At 68.0% G+C, this 18,658-nt stretch carries 19 protein-coding genes; 10 read left to right on the top strand and 9 right to left on the bottom strand.

Features of this window, described 5'->3' with window-relative positions; all coding sequences use genetic code 11:
• Positions 1–25 precede the first annotated feature (25 nt).
• The gene (locus HTA01S_RS02800) at positions 26–400 is read left to right on the top strand and encodes a DUF2917 domain-containing protein (protein ID WP_068167018.1); all 375 of its coding nucleotides are present in this window, start codon (positions 26–28) and stop codon (positions 398–400) included.
• Positions 401–403: 3 nt separating this feature from the next.
• Here HTA01S_RS02800 and HTA01S_RS02795 read toward each other — a convergent pair whose 3' ends face one another.
• Both HTA01S_RS02795 and HTA01S_RS02790 read right to left on the bottom strand, forming a co-directional pair.
• Entirely contained in the window at positions 404–1,225 is an 822-nt protein-coding gene (locus tag HTA01S_RS02795; RefSeq protein WP_068167017.1) for an alpha/beta fold hydrolase, read from the bottom strand.
• 2 nt (positions 1,226–1,227) lie between these two features.
• On the bottom strand, positions 1,228–2,535 hold the full coding sequence (locus HTA01S_RS02790) for an O-acetylhomoserine aminocarboxypropyltransferase (RefSeq protein ID WP_068167016.1): 1,308 nt from the start codon (positions 2,533–2,535) through the stop codon (positions 1,228–1,230).
• Between the two features lie 157 nt (positions 2,536–2,692).
• Here HTA01S_RS02790 and HTA01S_RS02785 point away from each other — a divergent pair, with 157 nt between their 5' ends.
• The 4 genes from HTA01S_RS02785 (at position 2,693) to HTA01S_RS02770 (ending at position 7,080) form a co-directional block, all read left to right on the top strand.
• Positions 2,693–3,160, top strand: a complete 468-nt coding sequence (locus HTA01S_RS02785) for a CBS domain-containing protein (protein WP_068167015.1) — start codon at positions 2,693–2,695, stop codon at positions 3,158–3,160.
• Between the two features lie 117 nt (positions 3,161–3,277).
• Positions 3,278–4,378 (top strand): chorismate synthase, encoded by a 1,101-nt coding sequence (aroC, locus tag HTA01S_RS02780; RefSeq protein WP_068167014.1) that lies wholly within the window; start codon positions 3,278–3,280, stop codon positions 4,376–4,378.
• Positions 4,371–5,546 carry an MFS transporter gene (locus HTA01S_RS02775; RefSeq protein ID WP_068167013.1) on the top strand — a complete coding sequence of 392 codons (1,176 nt, stop codon included), beginning with the start codon at positions 4,371–4,373 and terminating at the stop codon, positions 5,544–5,546. Before aroC ends, HTA01S_RS02775 begins: the two co-directional genes overlap by 8 nt.
• Positions 5,547–5,727: 181 nt before the next feature.
• Positions 5,728–7,080, top strand: coding sequence for a tetratricopeptide repeat protein (locus HTA01S_RS02770; protein ID WP_068167012.1), 1,353 nt, complete (start codon positions 5,728–5,730; stop codon positions 7,078–7,080).
• 153 nt (positions 7,081–7,233) lie between these two features.
• Here the strand turns inward: HTA01S_RS02770 and HTA01S_RS02765 are convergent, their stop codons facing one another.
• Positions 7,234–8,745 carry a rhomboid family intramembrane serine protease gene (locus HTA01S_RS02765; RefSeq protein WP_068167011.1) on the bottom strand — a complete coding sequence of 504 codons (1,512 nt, stop codon included), beginning with the start codon at positions 8,743–8,745 and terminating at the stop codon, positions 7,234–7,236.
• Between the two features lie 50 nt (positions 8,746–8,795).
• Positions 8,796–9,581, bottom strand: coding sequence for an IclR family transcriptional regulator domain-containing protein (locus tag HTA01S_RS02760; protein WP_068167010.1), 786 nt, complete (start codon positions 9,579–9,581; stop codon positions 8,796–8,798).
• Positions 9,582–9,801: 220 nt separating this feature from the next.
• Here HTA01S_RS02760 and HTA01S_RS02755 point away from each other — a divergent pair, with 220 nt between their 5' ends.
• The 3 genes from HTA01S_RS02755 (at position 9,802) to HTA01S_RS02745 (ending at position 12,544) form a co-directional block, all read left to right on the top strand.
• Entirely contained in the window at positions 9,802–10,725 is a 924-nt protein-coding gene (locus HTA01S_RS02755; protein WP_068167009.1) for a 4-hydroxyphenylpyruvate dioxygenase, read from the top strand.
• Between the two features lie 105 nt (positions 10,726–10,830).
• Positions 10,831–11,745 (top strand): sugar phosphate isomerase/epimerase family protein, encoded by a 915-nt coding sequence (locus HTA01S_RS02750; protein WP_068167008.1) that lies wholly within the window; start codon positions 10,831–10,833, stop codon positions 11,743–11,745.
• Positions 11,746–11,830: 85 nt separating this feature from the next.
• Positions 11,831–12,544 carry a YebC/PmpR family DNA-binding transcriptional regulator gene (locus tag HTA01S_RS02745; RefSeq protein ID WP_068167007.1) on the top strand — a complete coding sequence of 238 codons (714 nt, stop codon included), beginning with the start codon at positions 11,831–11,833 and terminating at the stop codon, positions 12,542–12,544.
• A 33-nt stretch (positions 12,545–12,577) separates the two neighbouring features.
• Here the strand turns inward: HTA01S_RS02745 and HTA01S_RS02740 are convergent, their stop codons facing one another.
• Genes HTA01S_RS02740 through HTA01S_RS02730 form a run of 3 tightly spaced genes read right to left on the bottom strand, consistent with a single transcriptional unit; the run spans position 12,578 to position 14,413 of the window.
• Positions 12,578–12,829, bottom strand: a complete 252-nt coding sequence (locus HTA01S_RS02740; RefSeq protein WP_068167006.1) for a hypothetical protein — start codon at positions 12,827–12,829, stop codon at positions 12,578–12,580.
• 57 nt (positions 12,830–12,886) lie between these two features.
• Positions 12,887–13,534, bottom strand: coding sequence for a DsbA family protein (locus HTA01S_RS02735; RefSeq protein WP_068167005.1), 648 nt, complete (start codon positions 13,532–13,534; stop codon positions 12,887–12,889).
• A gap of 12 nt (positions 13,535–13,546) precedes the next feature.
• On the bottom strand, positions 13,547–14,413 hold the full coding sequence (locus HTA01S_RS02730) for an MBL fold metallo-hydrolase (RefSeq protein ID WP_068167004.1): 867 nt from the start codon (positions 14,411–14,413) through the stop codon (positions 13,547–13,549).
• A gap of 124 nt (positions 14,414–14,537) precedes the next feature.
• Between HTA01S_RS02730 and HTA01S_RS02725 the strand changes: the two genes are divergently transcribed.
• A complete protein-coding gene (locus HTA01S_RS02725; RefSeq protein ID WP_068167003.1) occupies positions 14,538–15,428 on the top strand; it encodes a LysR family transcriptional regulator in 891 nt (296 codons plus the stop codon).
• Between the two features lie 154 nt (positions 15,429–15,582).
• On the opposite strand, the gene HTA01S_RS02720 is transcribed toward HTA01S_RS02725, so the two are convergent.
• Positions 15,583–16,635, bottom strand: a complete 1,053-nt coding sequence (locus HTA01S_RS02720) for a DMT family transporter (RefSeq protein ID WP_068167002.1) — start codon at positions 16,633–16,635, stop codon at positions 15,583–15,585.
• A 220-nt stretch (positions 16,636–16,855) separates the two neighbouring features.
• Between HTA01S_RS02720 and HTA01S_RS02715 the strand changes: the two genes are divergently transcribed.
• Positions 16,856–17,713: a hypothetical protein gene (locus HTA01S_RS02715; protein WP_068167001.1), complete on the top strand. Its 858-nt coding sequence runs from the start codon at positions 16,856–16,858 to the stop codon at positions 17,711–17,713.
• On the opposite strand, the gene HTA01S_RS02710 is transcribed toward HTA01S_RS02715, so the two are convergent.
• Positions 17,707–18,540 carry a shikimate dehydrogenase family protein gene (locus HTA01S_RS02710; protein ID WP_068167135.1) on the bottom strand — a complete coding sequence of 278 codons (834 nt, stop codon included), beginning with the start codon at positions 18,538–18,540 and terminating at the stop codon, positions 17,707–17,709. The genes HTA01S_RS02715 and HTA01S_RS02710 overlap by 7 nt on opposite strands.
• Positions 18,541–18,658: the final 118 nt, after the last annotated feature.

Genomic DNA, 18,658 nt, shown 5'->3' with positions numbered 1-18,658 from the left:
GAGCCTCATCCACAGGAGGCCCGCCATGCACCCCACCACAGCCCAGACCACCCGCCTGCTGCCGCGCCAGACACGCATGATCGACGCCAGCGCCGGCATGCGCCTGCGGGTGGTCAGCGGCCGCTTCTGGCTGACCCAGCCGAACGCCGCGCAGGACCTGTTTCTCGGCCCCGGCGCCAGCATCGACCTGCTGCAGGACTGGATACTGATCGGCGCCGACGCCGGGCCCTGCCCATCGGAGGACGCGCCGCCCTGCTACAGCGAGTACCTGCTGACGCCGCTGGTGGAGCCGGTGCCGCGCCGCGGCTGGAGCCTCGCCGCCTGGCGAGCTTTGCGGCGATGGGTTCGCCAAGCCGCGGCGGCGACCCGCAACGCCTGGCCGAGCGCCTTCGCCAAGTAAGCCTCAGCGGCTCCGAAGGAAATCGCGGATGGCGAACAGCGTGGCGTCGGGCGTTTCCGTCATCTGGTGGTGGCCGACCGGCAGCTTCTCCACCCGCACGGTCTTGCCCGCCGCCTGAGCCGCCTGGATCAGGCCCTGCGCCGCCCTGGGCTGGGTCATCTGGTCCTGGGCGCCGAGCAGGAACAGCACGGGGCAGGTGATGGCCGCGACGGCCTGCTCGCCATTCGCATACGTGTCGCAGGCCACGAAGCCGCGGTGAAACACGTTGACCTTGGGGTTGCTGGCCAGCACGCGCCGGCCCAGCGCCATGCTCGCACCGTAGACCCAGGTGCCGGGGCCGAGCGCCGACGGCGGAGCGGCCAGTGTGCTGCGCGAGAACACGTTGACCATGGTCAGCGCTTTCATGGGCTCGTTCAGCGAGGCCTCGATCAGCGCCGGCGAGACCTTCATGGGGAAGGCCGTGCCCACCAGCACCAGGTGGCTGACCCGTTCTTTCAGGCGCGCGGCGGCTTCGAGCGCGATCAACGAACCCCAGCTGTGGCCGATGAGGGCGGCGCGCTGCACGCCGGCCGCGTCGAGCAGGGCGCCGATGAAGTCTGCTGCTGCTTCCACGGAAGCCGGCGCTTCACCGCCACTCTTGCAGTGGCCGGGCAGGTCCACCGCGAGCACGTTCCAGCCGTGGTGGGCCAGGTAACGGCTTTGCAGGATCCACACGCTGTGGTCGTTGAGCACGCCGTGGATGAAGACCACGGTGGGTTGGGCGGCATCGAAAGCTTTGCCGCCGGTGTAGCAGTAAGTGTTGGCGCCGTTGACTTGGAGGTACATGGTCAGGCCCCCGCTTTCTCAGCAGCCTTGAGTGCGCGCTTCAGATCGTCGATCAGGTCGTCCGGGTCCTCCAGCCCGATGGACAGGCGGATCGTGCCCGGGCCGATGCCGGCGCCGGCCAGGGCTTCGTCGCTCATGCGGAAGTGCGTGGTACTGGCCGGGTGGATCACCAGCGAGCGGCAGTCGCCCACGTTGGCCAGGTGGCTGAAGAGCTTGAGTGCTTCGATGAAGGCCTTGCCTTGCGCGCGCGAGCCCTGGATGTCAAAACTGAACACCGAGCCCGCGCCTTTGGCGCCGTGGCGCAGGAGCTTCTGCGCCAGTGCGTGGCTGGGGTGCGATTCGAGCAGCGGGTGGCCCACGCGGCCCACCAGCGGGTGGCTGGCGAGGAAGCTCACCACCTTCTCGGTGTTCGCCATGTGGCGCTCCATGCGCAGCGGCAGCGTCTCGATGCCTTGCAGGATCAGCCAGGCGCTGTGCGGCGAGAGGCAGGCGCCGAAGTCGCGCAGGCCTTCGCGGCGCGCGCGCAGCAGGAAAGCCCCGACGGTGCTTTCCTCACTGAAGGTCATGCCGTGGAAGCCGTCGTAGGGCTCGGTCAGCTCGGGGAATTTGCCCGAGGCCTCCCAGTCGAAGCTGCCACCATCCACCACCACGCCGCCGATCACGGTGCCGTGGCCACTGAGGAACTTGGTGGCCGAGTGGTAGACGATGTCCGCGCCCAGTTCCAGCGGCTTCATGAGGTAGGGTGTCGTGAGCGTGCTGTCCACCAGCAGCGGCACTTTCGCTTCATGCGCGATCTGGGCCACGGTGGGAATGTCGAGCACGTCCAGGCCGGGGTTGCCCACGGTCTCGCCAAAGAACAGCCTGGTGTTCGGTCGCACGGCGGCACGCCAGCCGTCGATGTCGCCGGGTTTCACGAAGGTGGTCTCGATGCCGAAGCGGCGCAGCGTGTAGTGCAGCAGGTTCTGGCTGCCGCCATAGAGGGCGGTACTGGCGACGATGTGCGAACCCGCGCCCATGAGCGTGGCGATGGACAGGTGCAGCGCCGCCTGGCCGCTGGCCACCGCGATGGCGCCGATGCCGCCTTCGAGCGCGGCCATGCGCTGCTCGAACACCGCGTTGGTCGGGTTGCTGATGCGGCTGTAGACGTGGCCGGCGCGCTCCAGGTTGAACAGCGAGGCCGCGTGGTCGCTGGACTCGAAGACGAACGAGGTCGTGAGGTGGATCGGCACGGCGCGCGCGCCGGTGGCGTCGGGCGTGGCGCCGGCGTGCAGCGCCAGCGTGTCAAAGCCGGGGTCGGAATAACCGGGCATGAAGTTGTCTCCGTCAAAGGGTTGTGGCCCCGGGGCTGGTGGGCCTTCGGGGCAGGGCCAGCGTGGTGTCCACGGCGTGGGGATTTCGCGCATTGTGGGCTATATTCCCATGCATGCCAGCCCGACTGGCGACACCGGAAACCCGAGGAGAACAGCCATGAAAGTCAGTGACATCCTGCGCGTCAAGGGCGGAACGCTTTACACCTGCCAGCCCGATGAGCCCCTGGTCAAGGCGATCGAGATCATGGCGGAGTTCGACATCGGCTCGCTGGCCGTCATGGAGCACGGTGAACTGGTCGGCATGCTCACCTTCCGCGAGGTCATCCACACCCTGGCGAAAAATGGCGGCTCGGTCGGCACTCGGCAGGTGCGTGGCGTCATGGACGACCACCCCATGAGCTGCACGCCCGAGACCGAACTCGATCAGGTGCGCCCCATGATGCTGGAGCGTCACACGCGCTACATGCCGGTCATGGACAACCGCATGCTCATGGGCGTGATCAGCTTCTACGACGTGGCCAAGGCCGTGGTGGACAGCCAGAACTTCGAGAACAAGATGCTCAAGGCCTACATCCGCGACTGGCCGGAAGAAGAAACCGGCAAGAACGAGCCTAACTTTCCCTGAGCGGCTCCGATCCCCAAGACACCACGCCCCGCCTGCCGGGGCGTTTTCGTTTGTTTGTGCGGCGATCTTCAAGCGGTCCGCGCCTGCACCACCGGTGCCTCTGGGATAATCCGGCGCATGAGCGGCAACACCTTCGGCACCCTGTTTTGCGTCACCAACTTTGGTGAATCCCACGGCCCGGCCATTGGCTGCGTGATCGACGGCTGCCCGCCGGGCATGGCGCTCTGCGAGGCCGACATCCAGGGCGATCTGGACCGCCGCCGTCCGGGCACATCGAAGTTCGTCACCCAGCGCAACGAGCCCGATGCGGTCGAAATCCTCAGCGGCGTGTACGAGGGCAAGACCACCGGCACGCCCATCGCCCTGCTGATCCGCAACACCGACCAGCGCAGCAAGGACTACGGCAACATCCTGCAGACCTTCCGCCCCGGCCATGCCGACTACACCTACTGGCAGAAGTTCGGCGTGCGCGACCCACGTGGTGGCGGCCGCAGCTCGGCCCGCCTGACCGCGCCCACCGTGGCCGCGGGTGCGGTGGCCAGGAAATGGCTGAAGGAACGCTACGGCGTCACGTTCAGGGCCTGCATGACGCAGATCGGCGACGTGGTGATCCCGTTCGAGAGCTGGGACCATGTGCCCCACAACCCGTTTTTCGCGCCGGTGGCCGACGTGTCGGCGCTGGAGGCCTATATGGGCGAGCTGCGCAAGAGCGGCGACTCGTGCGGCGCGCGCCTGCGCGTGACGGCGCAGGGCATGCCGGTGGGTCTGGGCCAGCCGCTGTACGACAAGCTCGATGCCGACATCGCCTACGCCATGATGGGGCTGAACGCCGTCAAGGGCGTGGAGATCGGCGCTGGTTTCGCCAGCGTGACCCAGCGCGGCAGCACGCACGGTGACTCGCTCACGCCCGGGGGGTTCGTGGGCAACAACGCCGGCGGCGTGCTCGGCGGCATCAGCACCGGGCAGGACCTGGAGGTGTCGATTGCCATCAAGCCGACCAGCTCGATCCTGATCCCGCGCGATTCCATCGACGTGGCTGGCGCGCCCACCGAAGTCATCACCAAAGGCCGGCACGACCCCTGCGTCGGCATCCGCGCCGCGCCCATCATCGAAGCGCTGCTGGCGCTGGTGGTGATGGACCACGCGCTGCACCAGCGCGCGCAGTGTGGTGATGTGCACGTGGACACGCCGGACATCGCCGCGGCATCGCGTGCCTGACCGCAAGCAGCTGTTCCCGTTTGCTGCGCTCTCGGCCAGCTATTTCGCGCACATCGGCTTCTTCAACCCCTACCTGCCGCTGTGGCTGAAAGAGCTGGGCTTCAGCCTGATCGCCATCAGCGTGCTCACCTCGGTGCAGTCGGCCACGCGGTTGTTCGCGCCCTACGCATGGGGCGCGCTCTCCGACCACACGGGCGAGCGCGTGAAGCTGCTGCGCTATGGCGGCACGACAGCGTTGCTGCTCTCCATCGGGCTGTGGTTCGAGCTGGGTGGCGTGGCGCTGTTCGTGGTGTTGCTGCTCATGTTCACCCACACCAGCGCCATGATGCCCATGAGCGAAGCGGCACTGGCGCACCTGGTGAGCCAGGGTGGGGCGTTTGATGCGCGGCGCTATGGCCGGGTGCGCCTGTGGGGGTCGCTGGGCTTTCTGTTCACGGTGGTGGCCGCGGGCTGGTGGTTCGAACACCTGGGCATGGGGCATTTCCCCGGCTGGACCATGGCCACGCTTGCCGCCGTGACCCTCAGCGTGTGGCTGCTGCCCGATGCCCGGGAGGCGCCACACCCCAACGACGATCACCCCGACGTGTGGCCGGTGCTGCGCCAACCGCCGGTGCGCTGGTTTTTCCTGGCCGTGTTCTTCCACGTGCTCTCGCACATCTTCATCTACGTTTTCCTCTCGCTCTACCTGGACTCGCTGGGCTACAGCAAGACCGTGATCGGCCTGCTATGGGCGCTGTCGGTGGTGATCGAGATCGGCTGGTTCTTCACCCAGGGCCGCTGGCTGCCGCTGCTCTCGCTATCGGGCTGGCTGGTGCTGGCCGCGGCGCTGATGGCCTTGCGCATGGGCCTGACGGCGGGGCTGCCGCTGGTGTGGCCGCTGCTGTTGCTGGCGCAGGCGCTGCACGCCATCACCTTCGCCGCGCACCACACGGTGTGCATCGCGCTGCTCTCGCACCACTTCCCGGGCCGGCTGCGCGGGCGCGGTCAGGCTCTGTACTCGGTGCTGGGTTATGGCCTGCCGGGCCTTCTGGGGGGGCTGGGCGGCGGGCTGCTGAGTTCGGCTTTCGGGCTGGCCAGCGTGTTCTGGCTGTCGGCGCTGTGCGCGCTGGTGGCCACCGGTTGCGCGCTGCGGCTGCGCCAGCTGGAACACGCCTCCCACCGGGCATAGACCCCCGATTTTTTTGACGCCATGTGGCCCGCCGGCCACATGGCTGCGGGCTCGCGCCGGGCAGAATGCTGCCTGTCCCGTCGGCCCGCGTTCGATGGGGCACGCCCTCCCCGCAGCAGGCGCCTTGCTGGGCTGCTGCTCCCCAACACCGGCGTCACCGCCATCGCGTCCGTTTCCTTTTATGGCCTCACAACCGTCCACCGCCAGGGTGCGTGCGCGCAACCAGCCTCCGGAAATCCCGCCGTTCTGGCACAAGCTCAACGCGTTTTTCCTGTTCCCGTTCCAGAGCAAGCCCCTGACCTACGCCGCGTTCCTGTCGCTGTGCGCGCTGGCCGTGACCACGTCGCCGCTGATCGGCATCTTCACGGTGGTGGGCATCCTGCTGGCCACAGCGCGGTACAGCTTCAAGGTGGCGGCCATGGCGTCCATGGGCGTGATGCGCAGCGCGGACTACGACAGCACAACCAGCGACCCGGCCTGGACCCACCTGCCCTGGAAATTCCTGGGCGTGTTGGTGGTCCACGGGCTGATCATCGCCTTCATGGCCCAAGCCAGTGAAGGGCTTGCCGATCTGGGCAGCCTGGTGTCCTCGCTGCTGATCCCGGCCACGCTGATGGTGTTGATCCAGTCCTGCAGCCTGCGCAGCGCACTCAACCCCGCCGAGTTGTTGCGCGCCATGGCGGCGGTGGGCTTGCCCTACCTGCTGTTGTGCGTGTTCATGCTGCTGCTGAGCATGGGCATGCCCATGGCGTGGTCCCTGTTGGTGCCGTTGGCGCCGAAGACGCTGATCGCCCCGGTGCTGATGTTCGTGGTGGTGTACTTTTCCTGGGTCACGGCCAGCATGATCGGCTACGTGATGTTCCAGAACCACCAGAAGCTCGACATCGACCTGGTGAAGGAGCCCGAGGAAATCTTGTCGGGCACGGGGCAGGGCCGGGCGGAAAGCCCGACCGCCCGGCTGGCCCGCGAGCGCGATGCGGAGGTGGCGGACCTGGTCCGTGAGGGCCAGGTGCGTGAGGCATACGACATGGCCTACGACTGGCAGCGCGCCAACCCCGACAGCCTGGCCGATCAGCGCCGCTACCACCGGGTGCTGTTGCTGACGGATAAGAAAGACACCCTGGTGTGGTTCACGCAGAAGTACCTTCAGCGCCTGCTCAAGGAACGCAAGGGGCAGGAGGCCTTGCAGGTGCATGCGGCGACCCTGGCCAAGGCCCCCGACCTCGTGCTGGAGTCGGCCGATCTCACGCTGGAACTGGCGCAACTGGCCTGGAAGGGCCTGGACCACAAACACGCCCTGGCCCTGCTCAAGGGCTTCGACAAGCGCTACCTGCGCCACCCCACCATCCCCCAAGCCTATGAGCTGATCGCCCGCATCCTGCACCAGGGGCTGGGCCGCACCGAGCCAGCGCTGGCGGTGTACCGGGCCTTGAAAGACCAGCACCCGCAACACGCCAGCACCCAGGAAGTGGCCTGGCTGCTGCGGGACCACACGGGCGAAACGGTGCCGGCTGCGCCTGTGAGCTCGGCCTGAAAGCGCCGAGGCCTTCAGCCTAGTTGCTCCACCGCGCAGCGCGCGACCCACGACGCATGAAACGGCCCCATCCAGGGGCACCGCCGGGCCGGCTTTGCCGGACGGCCAGTGCCGCCCCCTTGAGGGGGTGACGCGAAGCGGCGCGGGGGTGTTTCATTTCAGCTGCCGAGTCAGTAGCTGGGTGACCGGCGCCATCGGCGCATGGGTCTGAAGGGCCGGCAGCCAGCCCATGGCGGCTTCCCATTGGTTGTTCTGGGTCAGGCCGTTGACCAGCAGGGTGAGCGTGTCGGGCCACTTGGGGTGGACCGAGGTGCTCCGGTGCAGCAGCCCGGCCAGCCGCTGGGCGTCGTCCCAGGCGTGCAGCTTGACGAAGGCCGGGACCAGATGGACCAGCGTGTTGGCGCTCAGGCGCGGGCCGGGTTTCGCCAGCTTCAGGTAGGTGTGGAAGTGGGCGTGCAGGCGCTTGCGCGCGGCGTGGTCGGTGTCGGGCAGGGTCAGCAGCAGCTTGGCCGCGGTGTGGAACCCTTCGCTGTCGGGGAAATGCTGCGCCACCTCGAACCACGGCTCCAGCACTTTGGGGTCACGCGGTCGCAGCCGGGCGGCGCGGTGCCAGGCCTGGTGGGCGGCCGTGTAGTCCAGTTCATCGGTCAGGCGCTGGGCGCGCTGAATGCTGGCCTGTGCTTGCGCCTCGTCGTCGGACAAGGGGGCGGCAGCGGCGGGTACCAGGTTGGCGGGGGCATCGAGCGTCTTCACGGCCATCAGGGCCGCCATCAACAGGGCCCCGCTCAGCAGACCGCCAAAGTGGGCCATGTAGTCCACGCCCTGGCCACCCAGCCATTGCTGCAGCAACTCGTGGGCCATGTACACCGGCAACATCATCAGCGCGGGCCATCTGGCGTAGTTGAAATAGAAGAACAGCATGTAGAAGAACTGGATGCGCCGCAGCTTGTACATCACCACGTACATGGCCATCAGGCCCGCAATCGCTCCCGAGGCGCCCAGGCCGTAGGTGGCCGTGCCGGCGTGGGACCACAAGGACACGGCCGACGCGCCCACGCCGCACAGCAGGTAGAGCAACAGGTACAGCCCGGAACCCAGCGCCATTTCCAGCGTGAAACCAAAGAGGAAGAGGAACACCATGTTGCCCAGCAGATGGCTCACACTGCCGTGCAGGAAGGTGGCGGTCAGCAAGGTCTCGGGCCGGTCCGTGAAGCCCCGGTCAAAGTACTGAGCCCAACGCATGGTGAAGGGCTTCGGCTCTTGGGGCGTCAGCTGGGCGCGCAGCGTCTGCCACTCGGCATGTTGCGGGTCGTCTGTCCGGATCACCTGGCCCGCCAGCAGCGCCTCGCGAAAGTGCTGCTCCTGCCACATGTCCTGGTACACCAGGGCATCTTCCCTGGCTTTCCACAGCGCTTGTATCCCTTCCAGATGGGGTTTTTCCTCCGGAGCCTGCCGCACCCGTTGTTCCAGATGGCGGATGTAGTGCGGCACCTCCAGCGCGGCCAGGCCGCTGCGGGCATAGCGTTCGGCACTGCGCTCCACCGCCCGTTCTTCCGGTGCCTGCCAGCCCCAGTACACCAGCATGTTGATCACGATGATGAGCACCGTCATCCACGGGGGCGCGTGCCAGGTGGGCTTGTTGGCAAGGGGGATGGCAAAGAACATGGGGCCACATTGTGCCGGCGCACCGAGCGGCGCCGGCGCCAAACGCTGGGCTACATCAATGCGCGCAGTGCCCGCGCCGCCTCCTGCAGCACCGGCAGCACGCGCTTGATCGCGTCTTCACTGCCTTCCTGGTTGATCGGCATGGTGATGCTGATGGCGCCCAGCACGGCGTTGTTGCGGTCCAGCAGCGGCACGGCGATGCCCCGGGCGTTCAGTTCCAGTTGTTGCTCCAGCACCGCCCAGCCCTGCCGGCGAAAGCGCTGCAACTCGCTGCGCAACTGCTCCTTGCTGGAGATGGTGTAGGGCGTGAAAGCCTGCAGCTCGCGGGTGGCGAGCCAGGCGTCGGAGGCCGCTTCGCCCATGCCCGCCAGGATCGCCACCCCCGCGGTCGACAGTTGCGCCTGGATGCGCGAACCCAGCATGTAGCCGGTGTTCATGTGCCGGTGCGCACCGCTGCGCGCGATGTAGACCGCGTCGTCGCCGTCGAGCACGCCGAGGTAGGCGATTTCCTGCGTGCCGCCCGCGATGCGCTGCAGAAAGGGTTGCACCAGCCGCGGCAGCCGCGCCGATTCCAGGTAGGCGTGGCCCAGGCGCAGGATGCGCGGTGTGAGCCAGAACAGCTTGCCGTCGGTGCCCACATAGCCCAGGTGCGCGAGCGTGAGCAGATAGCGGCGCGCGGCGGTCCGGGTAAGACCGCAGCGGGCGCCGGCCTGGCTCGCCGTCAGGCGTGGGTGCTGGTCGTCGAAGGCTTCGATGACCGACAGGCCCTTTTCGAGGCCGGCGATCCAGTCGCGTGGCTCCAGCCGGGGGGTGGTCGAAACGGTTGGATCGGGCATGGGTGTGGCGCTCGCAGGGGGGTCGGGTGCGAATGAGTGAAAACCCTTGTATCGATCGATGATCGAACGAAACTGATCGATTATCGATCAGTTCAATGGGCCGCGCGCAGGTCAAAACCCATGTGCCCTCCTACAGTGTGGCAACGGGTGACCCCGCCCGATGCTGCGCCCGCTGGCCCCTTGATGCATGGCCTGGCGCTCACCCGATGGAGACACACACATGAGTGATCTGCTGCTCAACGCCGCGGCCGACCGCGAGCCCTTGCAGGCTTCGTTCAGCGACGCCGCCAACCCGCTGGGCCTGGACGGCATCGAGTTCATCGAATACGCCACGGCCAAGCCCCAGGCGCTGGGCCAGGTGCTGGAGATGATGGGCTTTCGCCCGGTGGCTCGCCACCGCTCGCGCGAGGTGCTGCTGTACCGCCAGGGCGATCTGAACATCGTCGTCAACGCCCACCCCAGCGATGCCCAGGGCGCCACCCACGGCAGCGAGGTGCCGTCGATCTCGGCCATGGCGCTGCGCGTGCGCGACGCCCGCGCCGCCTACCACTACGTGCTCGAGCGCGGTGCCTGGGCGGTGCCCACGCACGCCGAGGTGATGGAGCTCAACATTCCGGCCATCCACGGCGCGGGGGGCAGCCGCATCTATTTCGTGGACCGCTACAAGGAGTTCTCGATCTACGACGTGGACTTCGTGCCCATCCCCACGGTGGACCAGCACCCGCCGGCCACCGCCGGTATCCACTTCTTCGGCATCGTGCAGTACATCGGCCCCGAGCGCAGCAACGACTGGATCGAGTTCTACCGCGAGCTCTTCGGCACCGAACTGATTCCCGACGAACAGCGCTTCGGCATCATGCCCAAAGGCACGCTGCTGCGCACCCCCTCGCTGGACGCCAGCCGGCTCTTCATGCTGCAGCTGATCGAACCCGAGATCAACGTGGTGGATGCGGACGAGCGCTTGCAGCGCATCGGCCTGGGCGTGCCCGATGTGCTGGCCGCCGTGAAGGCGCTGCGTGCGCTGGGCGTGGAATTCGTCGAAACCCAGGCCGCGCACACCGAGCAGCGCGGCGCCATCACCAAGACCTACCTGGGTTCGGTGGTGTTCGAGTTGGTGCACAGCGAACAACGTGCCGGGGCCTGACCGCATGAGCACCGCGCCGGGCCGTTCCCAAGCAGGCTCGCACCGCAGCCCGCTGGGCGAAGGTACTCGAATGACCATCGCAGCGCGCCGCACGGAGGACCAGCCATGAAGCCGAAACACAGCGCCATCGTCGAAGCCATCAGCGGTTTCGGCATGGACACCATCACCCTGGCCGGCCCGCTCGAAGCCAAGCTCGCGGCCATGAAGGCGGCGGGCTTCTCGCAGGTCATGCTCAAGGCCAACGACATCAACGGCCACCCCGGCGGCATGCAGGCCGCGGTGCAGGCCGTGAAAGACAGCGGCCTGCGCGGCACCGGCTTTCAGGTGCTGCGCGACTTCGAAGGCCTCAGCGGCCACCTGCACCACTACAAGATCGACATCGCCAAGGCCATGCTGGAGATGTGCGCCGCGCTGGACTGCAAGGTGCTGCTGGCCTGCTCGTCCACCTCCACCCACGCCAGCCAGGACCTGGACCACCTCGCGCGCGACCTGCGCAAGCTCGCCATGCTGGCGCTGCCGCTGGGCATCCGGATCGCCTACGAAGGCCTGTCCTGGGGCCGCACCGTCAACGAATTCACCACCGCCTGGGACGTGGTCTGCCGTGCCGACTGCCCCAACCTCGGGCTGGGCCTGGACTCCTTCCACATCTTCGCGGCCAAGACCAGCCTGGAAGAGATCGACTACCTCGACCCGAGCAAGATCTTCCTCGTGCAACTGGCCGACTTCATGTGGCAGGAGACCAAGACCTTTGCGGAGCGCATGGCCACCGCGCGCACCTTCCGGGTGTTCCCCGGCGAAGGTGTGCACAGCGAACAGCTGGTGGACCTGGTGCAGAAGCTCGACCGCCTGGGCTACGCGGGCGACTACAGCTTCGAAGTGTTCAACGACGACTACCAGCAGATGCCGCTGCCCATGGTGGCCGAACGTGGCCGCCGCTCGGCCCTGTGGCTGGCCGAAGACGTGCTGCGTCGCTCGGTGCCGCTGCCCAACCAGATGCGCTTGAAGTCGGTCGGGGGCTGAGCGTTCGTCGCGCCGGCGGTGTCGTGCCAGGGGCCGTCCACTAAACTCGTGGACCCCCGTCAGCCACAACACACAAGGAACTCCCATGGGCGCGCAGTGGAAAGCGAAACACAAGGATCTGGCGGCCAACGCCAAGGGCCGCCTTTTCGGCAAACTCGCCAAGGACATCATGATCGCCGCGCGCCACGGCGCCGACCCGGCGGCCAATGCCCGGTTGCGCCTGGTGGTGGAGCAGGCTCGCAAGGTCTCCATGCCCAAGGACACGCTGGACCGCGCGATCAAGAAGGGTGCCGGCCTGACCGGTGAGGCCGTTCACTTCGAACACGTGATCTACGAAGGCTTTGCGCCGCACCGCGTGCCGGTGATGGTGGAGTGCCTGACCGACAACGTGAACCGCGCCGCGTCCGACATGCGTGTGCTGTTCCGCAAGGGCCAGCTCGGCACCAGCGGCTCGGTGTCGTGGGACTTTGACCACGTCGGCATCATCGAAGCCGAACCCGCCGCCGCGGGTGCCGACGCCGAAGTGGCCGCCATCGAGGCCGGCGCGCAGGACTTCGAACCCGCGGACGAAGAGGGCATCACCGTCTTCCTGACCGACCCGACGGACCTCGACCTCGTGAGCCGCGCGCTGCCCTCGCAGGGCTTCACCGTGTTGTCGAGCAAACTGGGCTACAAGCCCAAGAACCCCATCGACCCCGCCAGCCTGAGCGCCGAGGCGCTGGAAGAAGTGGAAGCCTTTCTGGCCGCGCTGGACGACAACGAAGACGTGCAGAACGTCTTTGCCGGCCTGGGCGGCTGAGCGATCGAAGGCGGGGCGCCGGGGCCACCCGGTTCAGGACGTGTTCGTGGTTTTCTGCAGCTCGGCCTCGAAGCGTGCGAGTTCTTCGTCCAGGGTCCCGCGTTGGCGGAAATGCCGGTTGGCCTGGCCGTACCAGTACTCGGCATCTTCCAGATCGCCTTCCTGGGTGTGCAGAATGCCGTGCAGCCAGGCGCCCAGCGGCGAATCCTCGTTTTGCACGAGGTTGTGGGCCTCGTCCCAGCGCCCCGAACGCGTCAGAACCAGGACTTCATGAAGAGGGGTCATCGAAAGCTCCTTCGGATCGGTCGTGCCTGAAACCATTCCATGGCACGGCCCCCTTTTTTACTGCGACGCCCAGGCGCCCGCAATATCGCCCAGCAGCTGGTCAACGTCGCCGTACAGGGCGTTGCCGCGCAACAGCCGGCGTCCGTGGGCGTCCGTGACCACCAGCGCGGGCACGCCCTGCACGCCGAAGGTCCGCATCAAGGCTTGCGCCTGGCCGATGCGCGCCGCGTTGGCGGCCAGTAGCTCGGCGTCGGCTGCCGCCAGGCGGTGGGCCGCATCGGTCAGGCCCTGGTCGCGCAGCAGTTGGCCCACCACGGTCGTATCGCAGGTGTCCAGCCCTTGCACGTAGCGGGCTTCCTGCAAGACCTTCAGCGTTTCCAGCTCGCGCGCAGGCTCGGTCAGCGCCACGGCCGCCAGGGCCAGCGTCGCGGTGGCCGAATCAAAGCGGCTGCCGTGACGGCCCAGCACGTTCTGGCGGTAGGCCTCGGTGAAGCGCTGGCCGGTGAGCTTGGCGATGCGCAGGTCGTTGGACCAGGCATAAGCGGCAAAGTCCGCGTCCATGGTGCGGCCGCCGCCGGCAAACAGGCCCGTGGGCGCCAGTTCCAGCGTGAAGGCGCTTTGCTGTCCCAGCTTCTGGACCACGGGCGAAGCGCCATAGCACCAGCCGCACAGGGGATCGAACAGATAGGTGACGGTGGTGCTCATGGCTTTATCTCCTTACCACTTCATTTCGCCCTTGTTGACCTTGGCGCCGATGTCCAGCGACAAGGCGCCATCCGTCACCTGCGGGTAGGCCTTCTTCATGGCGTCGATCAGCTCGGCGCTGCTCTTGCTCGCGGCCAGGTTCTTCTCGAAGGTCTGCAGGTAGTCCTTGGTGAAGGCAATGGCGCTGGCGTCCACGGCGGAGCCGGCCTTCATGTGGCCGGGCACCACCAGCTCGGGCTTGAGCGCGGCCATCTCGTCCAGCTGGGCCACCCAGGCGGCGCGCTCGGCGGTGCTTTGCGTGTCGGCGGTCCAGACGTGCATGTTGCCGAAGACACCGATGTCACCCACCACGGCCTTGATCGACGGGATCCAGGCGTAGGGGCGGTGGGCCAGCAGGCCTTGCGTGCCGCGGATTTCAATGGTCTGCCCTTCCAGCTTCAGGCTGTTGCCTTCCAGCGCGCGCGGCGCCACGGGTTTGCGCGGTGCGTTGGCGCCCATCTTGGGGCCCCAGAACGCCACCTTGCCCGCCATCTTGGCGTTGAGTTTTTCCAGCACGGCGGGCGTGCTCACCACGTCGGCCTGGGGGAAGATTTCCTTCAGGGTTTCGACGCCGAAGTAGTAGTCCGGGTCGGCCTGGCTCACGTAGATGGTGGTGAGCTGCTTGCCGCTGTCGAGCACGTTGGCAGCGATGCGCAGGGCGTCGGCGCGGGTGAAGCCGGCGTCGATCACCATGGCTTCTTTTTCGCCGTAGACCAGCGTCGAGTTGACGTTGAAGCTGGCGCCGGCGGCGTTGTAGACCTTGACGGTCAGCGGCTGGGCGGCCTGGGCGCTGGTGAAGGCGATGGCCAGCGAGGCGGCGATGACGGTGGTGCGGATCATGGAAGGCTCCTGTTGGTTGTGTAGATAAGGGGCACTTTGCAGCGCTGGAACGAACTGTAGTTTCAATATCCGAGCAGATAAATCGCATAATCCGGCCATATATGTTTCAAAAACAGAGCAAATCATGGACCGGTTGACCGCCATGCGCGTGTTTGTGGCGGTGGCCGAGAGCGGCAGCTTCAGCGCCACGGCCGACAAGCTGGAGATGTCGCGCGCCATGGTCACGCGCCATGTGGGCGCGCTGGAGCAGTGGCTGGGCGCGCGCCTGCTGCAGCGCACCACCCGCAGCGTCACGCTCACCGACGCGGGCGAGACCTGCCTGCGCCGCAGCCAGCAAATGCTGGCGCTGATGGACGACGTGGAGCAGGAAACCAGCCGCCACGACACGGCGCTGCGCGGGCAACTGCGCGTCACCTGCAGCATCTCCTTCGCCTACGCGCAACTGGCCGCCGCACTGGCCGATTTCCTGAAGTTGCACCCGCAGCTCAAGATCGACCTGAACGCCAGCGAGGGCGCGCTCAACCTGGTGGAGGCGCGCATCGACCTGGCCATCCGCATCAGCGCCGAGCCCGACCCTGCGCTGATCGGCCGCGTGCTGGCGCCCTGCGCTTCGGTGCTGGTGGCGTCGCCCGCCTATCTGGCCGAGCACGGTGTGCCCCAGGCCCCGGCCGATCTGGAAACTCACCGCTGCCTGAGTTTTGCCAATTTCGGCAAGAGCACCTGGATGCTGCGCCGGGGCGACGAGCGTTGCCAGGTCGGCGTGCGCAGCCAGCTCAGCGCCAACGAGGCCACCGCCTTGCTGCAGGCCGCCCTGGCGGGCGGCGGCGTGGCCCTGCAGCCCACCTACCTGGCCAACCCCCACCTGGCCGACGGGCGCCTGCGGGCGGTGCTGCCGGACTGGCAGCCGCCCGACATGGCCATCCACGCGCTGTATCCCTCACGCAGGCATTTGTCACCTGCGGTGCGGGCCCTGCTGGACTTTCTGGTGCAGCGCTTCGCCAGCGTGCCCTGGTAACGCCAAGCGCAGCAGGGGCCATCCGAGCTGGCCCACCACGCCGGCGCACGATCCGCAACGCACGAAGCGGCTCAGCCAAGGACACCGCCGGGCCGGCTTTGCCGGACGGCTGGTGTGCCCCCTGGGGGGGGTAGCGCGAAGCGCTGCGGGGGGGTTAATGCTTGTGCGTGTGGTGTGCATCCGGCACGTGCGGATGCGCATGGCCCATGGGGCTGTGGTGGTGCCAGTGGCTGTGGGGGCCGTCGGGCATCACGTCGTGGCGGTGGGTGTGGTGGCCGTCGTCGTGCGTGTGGGCGTGTTCGTGCTCCAGTTCACCGTGCTCGTGCCCGTGTTCGTGGCGCTCGGCCAGGTGCAGAACCACGCCGCAGACCATCAGGAAGCCGCCCAGCGCCATCAGCCACGAGGCGGAGCGGTCGCCCAGCGCAAACGCGCCCAGGGCCCCGATGAACGGCGCAAACGCAAAGACCGAACCGGTGCGGGCCGCGCCGAACGCGCGCTGGGCCAGCAGGTAGAAGCGCAGGCTCAGGCCGTAGCCGGTGGCGCCCACGGCCAGCAGGGCCGCGGCCGCGAGCCCGCCGGGCCGGGGCTCGCCCCAGAGCGTGGCGATGACCGCCGTGGCCACACTGCCCAGCACCGCCTTCACGAGCACCACCTGCCCGGGGTCGCGCTCGGCCACCCCGCGCGAGAGGGTGTTGTCCACGCCCCAGGCCACGGTGGCGGCCGTCACGGCCAGCAGACCCAGCAGTTGGACCTGGCCGATCAGCCCCTGCTCGAACACCAGGGCCACTCCGCCCGCCAGCAGCAGCGCCACCGCGGCCGCCACCCGCCGGTCCAGCGTTTCGCCGTACCAGCGCCAGGCCAGGATGGCCGTGAACACCGCTTCCAGCGTGAGCATCAGCGACGCGCTGGAGCCGCTGGTGCGCTGCAGGCCCCAGGCCAGGGCCACGGGCCCGATCACGGCACCCATGCCAGCCATGGCCAGCAGCCGGGGCAGGTCGGCGCGCTGGAGCTGCGCCTCCCGCGTTGCCGGCCGGCGCAGCAGCCCCGCCACCAGCGCGGCGCCGGCATAGAGCAGCGCCGCGGTGGTGAAGGGGCCCATGCCGAGCCCGAAGCGCTGCACCAGCGGGGTGCTCAGCCCGAACAGCGCGGCCGCCAGCAGCGCGAGCAGGCCGCCGCGGAGCGCGGGCGAGGGCGGCGCGTGGGTCATGGGCGGGTTCTCCTGGGACGTGGGTGGTGCGGGGTGGCCTTGAGCATATCGCCGGTGTCTGGACCGGTGCGGACCCCGGGGCCATGGCGAAAAGAGGGTGTGTCCGTGAATTCTGCTGCTGGGCGCGGCGCCCGGTCCGCACTATGCTTGCGGATGGCCGTCGCCTTGGGTGGTGTTTCGCACGGGCGCGCGGGGCCTTCATTTCACCAACGGAGAACACATGGCGAGCGATTTGGACACGGTGCGGGTGCTGCGGGCGTTGTTCAACGACATGCCCCGGGCGCCGCAGGGCCTCACGCACCTGGAAACCATGGCCTGGATCAAGCAGTCGATGAACGACTTCGAGGGTGGGGACATGGCCTACACCATCGAACACATCACGCGCAACGCCATGCTCGATATCGTGCTGCGCATGCGCGAAGACGGCCCTCTGGCGGACGACGCGGCCTTTGACGAGATCGTGGCCCTGATCTCGACCAAGGAAGGCCGCAGCACGTTCATGGACCGGTGCATCCAGGCCCAGAAGAGCAACGCCGTCACCGAACGCCTGCTCGCCCGCGTGCAGCGGCCCTGGACGGAGCCCGAGCCGCTGTTCGTGCCCGACCCGCTGGAGGTGCAGCGCTTCGTGCTCGCGCAGGCCAGCGGGCCGGGGCCGATGTACGCCGAGTACGGCGCGCGGGAAGACGTGCGGCAGATCGGTGTGCTCGAGCAGCCGCCCGAGCAGGTGCACGAGTTCGCCTGGGGTTTCGTGACCGAAGACCAGGGCGACTGGAACTTCTACCTCGCCGAGGTCTGGCGCCAGGGCACGGTGGGCTATTTCGAGCGTTTCCTGAGCGCGGTGCAGCTGGAAACCACGGGCCTGCCCGAAGGCCCGGCCGCCGCCTCGCCCATGCCGGCCTGCCTGACGCTGGACGTGGGCATTGGCGCGTTCAGCAGCCTCACGCTGCACGCCGGCGCCAGCCTGGCCGATCCGGACGTGCGCCGCTGGGTTGGCGAGGTCTTCATCGCCGGGCTGCTGCCGCGCATGGCCGCACGCGTGCTCGACGAGCGCTGCGACTTCCCCGAGCGCGTTCAGTAGCTCAGGCGGGCCAGCGAGCGCAGCAGATCGGCGCTGGCGGTGGGCAGGCCGAAGAACTCCAGGTAGGCGGGGATCTGCTCGAACAGCATGTCGGTCCCGACCTGCACGCGGCAGCCGCGCGCCTGGGCCGCGGCGAGGAAGGCGGTCATCTCGGTCTTCATGACCACTTCGCCCACGAAGGTGCGCGCGTCCAGGCGCGACACGTCCAGCGGCAGCGGGTCGCCGTCCTTCATGCCCAGGGGTGTGGCGTTGACCACCAGGTCGAAGCCGGCCGGGTCGTTGTGGCCGGTGGTTACCTCGATGGCCGGGTAGGCGGCCTGGAGACGCTGGCCCAGGGCCTCGGCCGAGGCGGTGTTCACGTCGAACAGGGTGATGGCGCCGATGCCCGCGCCCGCCAGCGACGCGGCGATGGCGCAACCCACGCCGCCGCTGCCCACCACCAGCACACGAGCGCCGTCCAGCGCCAGGCCCTTGCGCATCACACCGCGCACGAAGCCCGCGCCGTCGAACATGTCGCCCAGCAGGCGGCCGTCTTCCAGGCGCCTGACGGCATTGCAGGCGCCGGCCACGGTCACGTTGGGTGTGACCTCGTCGAGCAGGCCCACCGTCACCACCTTGTGCGGCATGGTGATGAGCGCGCCACGGATGTTGGTGAGCGTGAAGACCGACTTCAGGAACACGGGGTAGTCGGCCGGCCGGCAACCCATGGGCACGACCACGGCGTTCACGCCCGCATGCTCGAAGTAGGGGTTGTAGATCATCGGCGACTTGAAGGTGTGGGTCGGGTAGCCGATGTGGGCGATGAGTTCGGTGTGGCCGTTGATCATGATGAGGGCGAGAGTCACCCCCGCCGCGCTGCGCGCGACCCCCTCAAAGGGGCGTCGTCAGCGGCCCGGCAGAGCCGGTTCCGCGACGATCCCTGGCGGCTGGCTGGGCGGGGGAATG

Origin of the sequence: Hydrogenophaga taeniospiralis CCUG 15921 (assembly GCF_001592305.1) — a bacterium.
In the GTDB taxonomy this organism is placed as follows: Bacteria; Pseudomonadota; Gammaproteobacteria; order Burkholderiales; family Burkholderiaceae_C; genus Hydrogenophaga; species Hydrogenophaga taeniospiralis.
The sequence above is the reverse complement of the archived record's forward strand: the minus strand, read 5'-3'. Positions and strand labels throughout refer to the sequence as shown.

Excerpts from the sequence above, each read along its gene's own strand:
- HTA01S_RS02800 (WP_068167018.1), top strand. The coding sequence starts at position 26 with ATGCACCCCACCACAGCCCAGACCACCCGCCTGCTGCCGCGCCAGACA.
- HTA01S_RS02795 (WP_068167017.1), bottom strand. The coding sequence starts at position 1,225 with ATGTACCTCCAAGTCAACGGCGCCAACACTTACTGCTACACCGGCGGC.
- HTA01S_RS02790 (WP_068167016.1), bottom strand. The coding sequence starts at position 2,535 with ATGCCCGGTTATTCCGACCCCGGCTTTGACACGCTGGCGCTGCACGCC.
- HTA01S_RS02785 (WP_068167015.1), top strand. The coding sequence starts at position 2,693 with ATGAAAGTCAGTGACATCCTGCGCGTCAAGGGCGGAACGCTTTACACC.
- aroC (WP_068167014.1), top strand. The coding sequence starts at position 3,278 with ATGAGCGGCAACACCTTCGGCACCCTGTTTTGCGTCACCAACTTTGGT.
- HTA01S_RS02770 (WP_068167012.1), top strand. The coding sequence starts at position 5,728 with ATGGCCTCACAACCGTCCACCGCCAGGGTGCGTGCGCGCAACCAGCCT.
- HTA01S_RS02765 (WP_068167011.1), bottom strand. The coding sequence starts at position 8,745 with ATGTTCTTTGCCATCCCCCTTGCCAACAAGCCCACCTGGCACGCGCCC.
- HTA01S_RS02760 (WP_068167010.1), bottom strand. The coding sequence starts at position 9,581 with ATGCCCGATCCAACCGTTTCGACCACCCCCCGGCTGGAGCCACGCGAC.
- HTA01S_RS02755 (WP_068167009.1), top strand. The coding sequence starts at position 9,802 with ATGAGTGATCTGCTGCTCAACGCCGCGGCCGACCGCGAGCCCTTGCAG.
- HTA01S_RS02750 (WP_068167008.1), top strand. The coding sequence starts at position 10,831 with ATGAAGCCGAAACACAGCGCCATCGTCGAAGCCATCAGCGGTTTCGGC.
- HTA01S_RS02745 (WP_068167007.1), top strand. The coding sequence starts at position 11,831 with ATGGGCGCGCAGTGGAAAGCGAAACACAAGGATCTGGCGGCCAACGCC.
- HTA01S_RS02740 (WP_068167006.1), bottom strand. The coding sequence starts at position 12,829 with ATGACCCCTCTTCATGAAGTCCTGGTTCTGACGCGTTCGGGGCGCTGG.
- HTA01S_RS02735 (WP_068167005.1), bottom strand. The coding sequence starts at position 13,534 with ATGAGCACCACCGTCACCTATCTGTTCGATCCCCTGTGCGGCTGGTGC.
- HTA01S_RS02730 (WP_068167004.1), bottom strand. The coding sequence starts at position 14,413 with ATGATCCGCACCACCGTCATCGCCGCCTCGCTGGCCATCGCCTTCACC.
- HTA01S_RS02725 (WP_068167003.1), top strand. The coding sequence starts at position 14,538 with ATGGACCGGTTGACCGCCATGCGCGTGTTTGTGGCGGTGGCCGAGAGC.
- HTA01S_RS02720 (WP_068167002.1), bottom strand. The coding sequence starts at position 16,635 with ATGACCCACGCGCCGCCCTCGCCCGCGCTCCGCGGCGGCCTGCTCGCG.
- HTA01S_RS02715 (WP_068167001.1), top strand. The coding sequence starts at position 16,856 with ATGGCGAGCGATTTGGACACGGTGCGGGTGCTGCGGGCGTTGTTCAAC.
- HTA01S_RS02710 (WP_068167135.1), bottom strand. The coding sequence starts at position 18,540 with ATGATCAACGGCCACACCGAACTCATCGCCCACATCGGCTACCCGACC.